The organism is Streptomyces flaveus, from assembly GCF_014647675.1.
GTDB classification, from domain to species: domain Bacteria; phylum Actinomycetota; class Actinomycetes; order Streptomycetales; family Streptomycetaceae; genus Streptomyces; species Streptomyces flaveus.
In genome coordinates this window covers 67,887-75,319 of the sequence record NZ_BMPQ01000039.1, presented here as the reverse complement: position 1 = coordinate 75,319, position 7,433 = coordinate 67,887, and the positions used below count along the sequence as shown (strand labels likewise).

General features: G+C 69.2%; 6 protein-coding genes and 1 pseudogene. 3 read left to right on the top strand and 4 right to left on the bottom strand.

Annotated elements, in window-relative coordinates:
* The 3 genes and pseudogenes from IEZ21_RS48155 to IEZ21_RS41505 all read left to right on the top strand — a co-directional run.
* Positions 1-192, top strand: a pseudogene (locus tag IEZ21_RS48155) (hypothetical protein); the annotation flags it as partial.
* Between the two features lie 418 nt (positions 193-610).
* On the top strand, positions 611-1,243 hold the full coding sequence (locus tag IEZ21_RS41510) for a nucleotidyltransferase domain-containing protein (protein ID WP_189326995.1): 633 nt from the start codon (positions 611-613) through the stop codon (positions 1,241-1,243).
* Positions 1,244-1,266: 23 nt separating this feature from the next.
* Positions 1,267-1,494: a hypothetical protein gene (locus IEZ21_RS41505; RefSeq protein ID WP_246568728.1), complete on the top strand. Its 228-nt coding sequence runs from the start codon at positions 1,267-1,269 to the stop codon at positions 1,492-1,494.
* 254 nt (positions 1,495-1,748) lie between these two features.
* On the opposite strand, the gene IEZ21_RS41500 is transcribed toward IEZ21_RS41505, so the two are convergent.
* The 4 genes from IEZ21_RS41500 to IEZ21_RS41485 all read right to left on the bottom strand — a co-directional run bounded on the left by IEZ21_RS41500 (position 1,749) and on the right by IEZ21_RS41485 (position 7,291).
* Entirely contained in the window at positions 1,749-2,855 is a 1,107-nt protein-coding gene (locus IEZ21_RS41500; protein ID WP_189326993.1) for a beta propeller repeat protein, read from the bottom strand.
* Positions 2,852-3,907, bottom strand: coding sequence for a hypothetical protein (locus IEZ21_RS41495; RefSeq protein WP_189326992.1), 1,056 nt, complete (start codon positions 3,905-3,907; stop codon positions 2,852-2,854). The genes IEZ21_RS41500 and IEZ21_RS41495 overlap by 4 nt, the downstream gene beginning before the upstream one ends.
* 327 nt (positions 3,908-4,234) lie before the next feature.
* Positions 4,235-6,061 (bottom strand): AMP-dependent synthetase/ligase, encoded by a 1,827-nt coding sequence (locus tag IEZ21_RS41490; RefSeq protein WP_189326991.1) that lies wholly within the window; start codon positions 6,059-6,061, stop codon positions 4,235-4,237.
* A 363-nt stretch (positions 6,062-6,424) separates the two neighbouring features.
* Positions 6,425-7,291, bottom strand: coding sequence for a LysR substrate-binding domain-containing protein (locus IEZ21_RS41485; RefSeq protein ID WP_189326990.1), 867 nt, complete (start codon positions 7,289-7,291; stop codon positions 6,425-6,427).
* Positions 7,292-7,433: the final 142 nt, after the last annotated feature.

Sequence of the window (7,433 nt, the reverse complement as noted above, 5' to 3'; positions counted from 1 at the left end):
TTCGCACTACCGGATGAATCGGGCATGGAGCTGCTGGTGCTGTCCGCGGCCCCCGGCAGCCCCACCGAGGACGGGCTGCGCCTGCTCGCGGGCCTGGGCGCGGACGGCGGTGCCGCGCATCCCACAGTGAACGTCCAGGTCCGCGAGCAACTCGACGACGCCAATCCACCGCCGGGAATGCCTCAACACTGACGGCTTTCCGGTCCCTGGCCTACTTGCGGCTGGTGACACGCTTCTGACCGACACCCCAGCTCCCGTCGGGACTGGCCCGGAAACTGCAACCTTCACTGCGAATCCTGGAGCAGAGCGTCTCACCATCCTGACAAGGCCCCGTTCTGGGAGGAGCTCGTGACCGTGGCGTTGCTCGGGCAGGAGGCACCGGTCTCGCCATGATCAATGAGACGCAAACTCGGCGCCCGCTTCAGCCCCTCCAGGACTCCGCACCCTCCGTGCTCCGAGTCGCCATGCAACCCGTCACCCCGCAGGTCAGCGGACCTGTCTCTGCAAGATCCAATGAGACGGGACATCTCGGGACACAGTTGGCCCGGCCGCAGATCTTGTGGCTGGCGCATCGTGTTCCGCGGAGCGGGGGCATGGCACGGTAGTCCCCGTGGACGGTCGGCAACAGCAACAGACGCCCAATAGCGCCATCGGCCGCAGCCGGCAGTCGGGGGCAGCTCTCGTCGCACTTCCGGTCGGCGCGCGCCGAGTCCTGCCCAGCCTGCTCGACGAGATCCAGTCGGCACTCGGGGATCAACTGCTGGGCGTCTACCTCTATGGGTCGGTGGTCGGTGGCGACTTCGACGAAGGGGTCAGCGACATCGACCTGGTGGTGGCTTTCGCCGACGCGGTTGACCAGAGCATGATGGGCCGTCTGGAGACCGCGCACTACCGCTTCTGGCAGACACATCCTGACTTCGTCGACCGGATCGACCTCGTGTACGCGCCTGCCGCCGTGCTGTCCGGCCGACCGCCCTCCGACGGCGGTAGCAGTGGGCTGCCACTGCTGGCCTCGGTGTCCCCGGGCTCACCGCTGCACACGACGCCGGCGACCCGGAGCTGGGCGCTGAACTGGCAGCAGGCCCGCGACGCGGGCGCCACCCTCACCGGCAGGCCGGTGGAGTCCGTGGTGCGCCCGGTACCGGTTGACGAGGTCCGCGCAGTGGTGGCCGCCGAAGCCCTGTCGCTGCGCGAGCGGATCCCAGAGACACACCACCGGGAGGCCATGCCTACCTCGTCCTGACAGCATGCCGGGCAGTGTTCACGATGACCACAGGCGGCCAGGTCGGCAAGGCCGAGGCCGCCAGGTGGGCGAGCAGTCGGTGGCCGCACCTGCGCCCGGCGATCGACGCCGCCCTGGAGTGGCGTAGGACCCAGGCAGTCCGCGACGAGACACCAGTGCCCACCGAACTGGCCGCCCAGATCGCAGACTTGCTGACGATCGCGGAAACAATGGCCGGCAAGGCTGACAGATCTACCCCCACTGGTCACTGACGTGCGATCAGTCCGCGTCCGGCCGTCTACTGCGAATTTCTGCAAGGGCCAACTCAACTGAGAACTCTGAGCGGAGAATTCTCAACCATCCTGGCAAACCCGCGGATCAGCACAAGATCCACGGACAGCATCAGTACGACAGGACACCTGATCAAGGGGCTCACTTTTTCGGGTGGCCTGCTCGTGAGCCGGACCATCCCTGGGCAGTCTGTCGACAGCGTGGTTCTCGTACGAGGGCCTGGGCTTGGGGGTGCTCAGCCGAACCGCAGGATGCGCGGGGCGAAGGTTCCCTCGGGACCGTCGGCGCGGCCGACCGACCACACCGACGCCGTGCCCGGCACCGGCGCCAGTTGCAGCCGCGAGGATTCACCCTCCCCGGCCACCGTCGGCTCGCTGTACCCGGTGAACGACTGCCCGTTCCAGGCAAGGAAATCCGGCCCGGGGACAAACGGCGGGAAGCTGTCCGGGTCCCTCTTCTGCGAGCGGGACACCGCGACCCAGCCCAGCTCGCCGGACGGGGTGGGCGCCAGTGAGCTGACCGAGCCGAAGTCGGTGGGCATGGTCACCCGGCTCCACGTCTGCCCGTCCCAGCGGACCAGCAGCGGCGGAATCGGCCGGCCCACCGGGCCGCCGACGAATCCGGCCGTGCCCCCTGCCCACACCTCCGTCGGCGAGACCGCCAGCACACTGCCCACGGCCGACCGCGGGAACCCGTCCACGATCGTCTGCTGCCACGCCTGCCCGTTCCAGTGCGACACGGCCGCACCCGAGGCGGTGTCGCCCGCGGCCCATACGTCGTCGGCCGCCAGGATGTGCAGGCCGTACACGGCTCCCGGCGGCACCGGCAGGTCCCGCCAGCCGCTCCCGTCCCGGCGCAGCAGCACCTGCGCGCCGTCCCGCGAACCGATCAGCCAGGTCTCACCGCCCCCCGTGACGACTTTGGTCAGTACGACACCGCTCGGCGGCCGGCTCATCGACCAGGATTTTCCGTCGTAGCGGAGCAGGCGGGCGCCGCCCGCCGAGTCGCGGCCGACCGCCCAGACCGCCGTCGGTGAGGTCGCGGCGACGGACAACAGCTCTCCCTGCCAGCCGATCCCGGGCAGACTCTGGCGCTGCCACGCGGTTCCGTCCCAGCGCAGCAGCAGCGGGAAGCCCGGCGCCTCGCGACCGACGGCGTCCGCGCCCACCGCCCACGCCCGGTCCGGCCCGAACGCCACGGCCTCGTTCAGCCCGGCCTGGGGGCGTACCTGTGCCGGGACCGGAACGTGTTGCCAGGACGGGGTTTCCGCCGCGGCCGGGGTCATGATGGCCAGGATGGTCATGGCGACAGCGAGGGCCACGACGAGTAGTCGGCGTCTCATGGTCGGCCTCCCAGCCGCTCGCTCATCAGGTTCGGTTTCGAGCCGTAGATCTCGACGGTCCCGAAGGACAGCAGTGCGGACCCGGCCCTCGCCAGTGCACGCGGTTTGACGTCGATCGCGTTCGTGCGCTCGGGGCCGTAGGAGAAGGTGGTGCGGGAGCCGTCTACCCGTGCGTACTTCGACTGGAATGCCCGGTCGCTGCGCACCGGCAGCCACAGCGCGCCGTCCGGGCCGCGCACCATGGCCTCGGTGTAGGTGTCGCCCAGCGGTGGGTAAGTGGTGCGCCAGGCACGCCCGTTGAAGGTCATCAGGTAGGTGCGGGCCACGCCGTCGGTGTACTGGCTGCCGCCGATCGTGACCCGGCCGGATGGTTCGAGCAAGATCGTGTGCACGTTGCTGTTCGGCGGCAGCGACACCTTCGCGTCCTGCCACGCCGTGCCGTCCCAGCGCAGGATGGTGGTCCCGGTGCTGGTGTCCGCCCAGGCCCAGGCGTCGGTGGCCGTACGCGCGGTGATCCCCATCAGGTACAGCACACCGTCCGGGGTGGACTGTGTGGTCCAGCCGGAACCGTCGTAGTGCAACACCTTCAGCCCGGTGTCGTCCTCACCGACCACCCACGCGGCACCCGGTACCGCGGTGAAGTCCTGGTAGGTCCACAGGGTCTGCGGCAGCGGGACGGCACTCCACCCTCCCGCCGACCGGCGCAGGATCTCCCCCGCTCCCACGCGGTTGTGGAAGATCCACACCTCCTCGCCGACGAACTGCACCTTGCCGAGCCAGCCCGACTCACCGGCGCCGGGGAAGGTGGTGTCCCGGCTCCACGCCGTGCCGTCCCACCGGTACAGCATCGGCCGCACTCCATCGGCGGCGTGCTCGTACCCGGTCGCCCACGCCTCGCCCGGCCCGCGGGCGGCGAGATCGGACACGGTCACCGGCGGGGCCGCCGCCGGCACCGGCAGCGCCGACCAACTTGGCGTCACCGCCGCGGCCGGCGACACGACCGCGGCACACGCGATCACAAGGCAGACAATGACCGCACGGAGACCGTTCACGAGACCTCCCAGACGCGAAGGTCGCACAGGCTATTGGCGTTGACCCACCCGTGAACAGACGGCATCCGGCCATCACGGTTCCCTCTGGGGCCCACCGTGTCGTGGGACTCCTGGAGCCACGAGCGCAGTTCGTCGTCCAGGTCGAAGTTCCAGCCTCAGTCAGTCCAGCGACTCGGACACCGACCTGGCTGTGCACTGTCATTGGACGGACTCATGGTCTGGATCTACCGGCCAGCGGCTCTCCGCCCCGACGGATCTTCCATGTCACACGGTGAGACAGACTACAGAACACCAGGTCAGCGAGCTGTCTCATGACGGGAGAGCACTTCAAGCCCGGTACAGCGCCTCGACCTCCGACGCGTACGCCTTCTCGATCGCCTTCCGCTTCAGCTTCAGCGAAGGCGTCAACAGCCCGTGCTCCTCGGTGAACTGGTGGGCGAGTATCCGGAACGTACGGATCGATTCGGCCTGCGACACCAGTGTGTTCGCCGCCACCACCGCCCGGCGCACCTCGGTCTCCAGGTCCGGGTCGCGCACCAGCTCGGCCGGGGTCAGCTTCGGCTTGTCGTGCATCTGGAGCCAGTGCTCGACGGCCTCCCCGTCCAGCGTGACGAGCGCCGCGATGTACGGCCGGTCATTGCCGACGAGGATGCACTGCGCGACCAGCGGATGGTCCCGCACCCGCTCCTCCAGCTGCGCGGGCGAGACGCTCTTGCCGCCGGACGTCACCAGGATCTCCTTCTTGCGCCCGGTGATCGTGAGATAGCCGTCCTCGTCGAGCGAGCCCAGGTCACCGGTGGCCAGCCAGCCGTCGTGCAGGGCCGCGTCGGTGGACTTGGGGTCGTTGAGGTAGCCCTGGAAGACATTGGGGCCGCGCAGCCAGATCTCGCCGTCGTCCGCGATGTGCACGGTGGTGCCGGGGAACGGCTGCCCCACGGTGCCGTACCGGGTGCGCTCGGGCGGGTTGGCGGTCGCCGCGGCGGTGGTCTCGGTGAGGCCGTACCCCTCGTAGATCTGGACGCCCGCGCCCGCGAAGAACAGCCCGAGCCGCCGGTCCATCGCCGAACCGCCGGACATGGCGTGCTTCATCCGGCCGCCCATCGCCTCGCGGATCTTGGAGTAGACGAGCTTGTCGAAGAGCTGGTGCTGCACCCGCAGGGCCGCCGAGGGGCCGGGCCCGATGCCCCAGGCCTTGGCCTCAACGGCGTCCGCGTACCGCACGGCGACCTCGACGGCCTTCTCGAACGGGCCCGCCTTGCCCTCCCGCTCGGCCTTCCTGCGCGCCGCGTTGAAGACCTTCTCGAAGATGTACGGCACCGCGAGGAAGAACGTCGGCTGGAAGGCCGCCAGATCGGGCAGCAGGGCTGCCGCGTTGAGCTGCGGCTGGTGTCCGAACTTGACCCGGCCGCGGATGGCGGCGACCTGCACCATCCGCCCGAAGACATGCGCCAGCGGCAGGAACAGCAGCGTGGCCGCCTGGTCGCCCTTCTTCGAGTGGAACAGCGGCTCCCAGCGCTCGATGGCCGTGTCCGACTCGAACATGAAGTTGCCGTGCGTGATGACACAGCCCTTGGGGCGGCCGGTGGTTCCGGAGGTGTAGATGATCGTCGCGATCGAGTCGGGTGTGACCGCGCGCCGGTGCCGGTGCACCACCTCGTCGTCGAGGTGCGCGCCCGCCTCGTACAGCTCCTGCACCGCGCCCGCGTCCAGCTGCCAGAGCCGGCGCATCATCGGCAGCCGGTCGATGACGGTGGCGATCGTCATCGCGTGGTCCTCGTGCTCGACCATCGCGGCCGACACCTGCGAGTCGTGCAGCGTCCAGAAGACCTGCTCGGCCGAGCTCGTGGGGTAGATCGGCACGACCTGGGCGCCGATGGACCACAGGGCGTAGTCGAAGAGGGTCCACTCGTAGCGCGTACGGGACATGATCGCGACCCGGTCGCCGAACCGGATGCCTTGGGCAAGCAATCCCTTGGCGAGAGCCAGCACTTCGTCGCGGAACTCCGCGGAGGTCACATCGCGCCACTGGCCGTGCTCGTCCTTGCGGCCGAGCGCGACATAGAGCGGGTCCTCCCGGGCATGGTCGTAGACGGCATCGGCCAGGCCGCCCACCGGCGGCGCCGACGCCAACGGAGGGTTGGTGAACTCGCGCAATCCCCGCTCCTTGTGGCGCTCCGCACAGCGCCGTGAAAGCTACCCCACGTCGCGCTGCCGCGGGAGTGGCGGTGGCTTGTCAGTTCGCTGTGTTGTATGTGCTGGTCACGAGCTTATTTGCGGCTTCAATGGGGTGGGTCGGGACACAATTCTTACGGGTGCGTAGGTTTCCGGCTCGCAATCTCCACGGAATCTCCTCCGGAAGGTGTGCGGTGGGGTGAGTGCCCTTGGGGGTGGATTCCCTGCGGGTTGGCTGTGGCTGGTCGCGCCCACGCGGCGGAGCCGCAAATCGACACAGCCCCGCGCCCCTTTCAGGGGCGCTCCCCGCAGCGTCCGCTGTGCAGGCTCGCCCCGCCTTGCAGGTCAGCGGCCGGTGTGGAGGCTTACCCCGCCTTGCAGGATGCGCGTTGCCAGGGCGTTTGCCGATCCCTTTGCTGGTGTGTGGCGGGTGGCGTGGGTCAGGACGAAGTCGACTCTGCCCAGTTCGGGGAGGGCTGCTCGGGGTGGGACTCGGACCAGGCCCGGGGGGATCAGGCCCTGGGAGTGGGCCATGACGCCCAGGCCTGCTCGGGCTGCTGCGATCAGGCCGCTCAGGCTGCCGCTGGTGCAGGCGATGCGCCAGGGGCGGCCCTGGCGTTCGAGGGCTTCCAGGGCCAGGGCGCGGGTGATTCCGGGGGGTGGGTAGACGATCAGCGGGACTGGGCGTTCGGGGTCCAGACGGAGGCGTTCCGCGCCGATCCAGACCAGGCGGTCGTGCCAGACGAGTTCGCCGTGGGGATCCTCGGGGCGGCGTTTGGCCAGGACCAGGTCGAGCTTTCCGTCGGCGAGTTGCTCGTGCAACGTGCCCGAGAGCTCGACCGTCAGCTCCAGATCGACCTCGGGGTGGTCGTGCCGGAAGCCCTCCAGGATCTCGGGGAGACGGGTCAGTACGAAGTCCTCGGAGGCGCCGAAGCGCAGTCGGCCGCGCAGGCGCGTCCCCGTGAAGAACGCCGCCGCCTGCTCATGTGCTTCAAGGATGCGGCGAGCGAAGCCGAGCATGGCCTCGCCGTCCTCCGTCAGCTCCACGGAGTGGGTGTCCCGCGAGAACAGCTGCCGCCCCGCCGTGCTCTCCAGCCGGCGCACATGCTGGCTGACCGTCGACTGACGAAGACCGAGACGCCGGGCGGCCTGGGTGAAGCTCAGCGTCTGGGCCACGGCCAGGAACGTACGCAGATGTGAAGGGTCGTACACGCTCCTCAGGCTATCGCGATTCGTGATGACAGTCAGAGCCGTATGCCGGATTCCCGATCACGGTCCGGAGGAGGAGCATGGAGAGGGCACGATCCCGCGTCCAGACGGACAGATCGACAGATCGACGTACAAGAACCGACTC

Coding starts and splice junctions, on each gene's coding strand:
- IEZ21_RS41505 (WP_246568728.1), top strand. CDS start 1,267: ATGACCACAGGCGGCCAGGTCGGCAAGGCCGAGGCCGCCAGGTGGGCG.
- IEZ21_RS41500 (WP_189326993.1), bottom strand. CDS start 2,855: ATGAGACGCCGACTACTCGTCGTGGCCCTCGCTGTCGCCATGACCATC.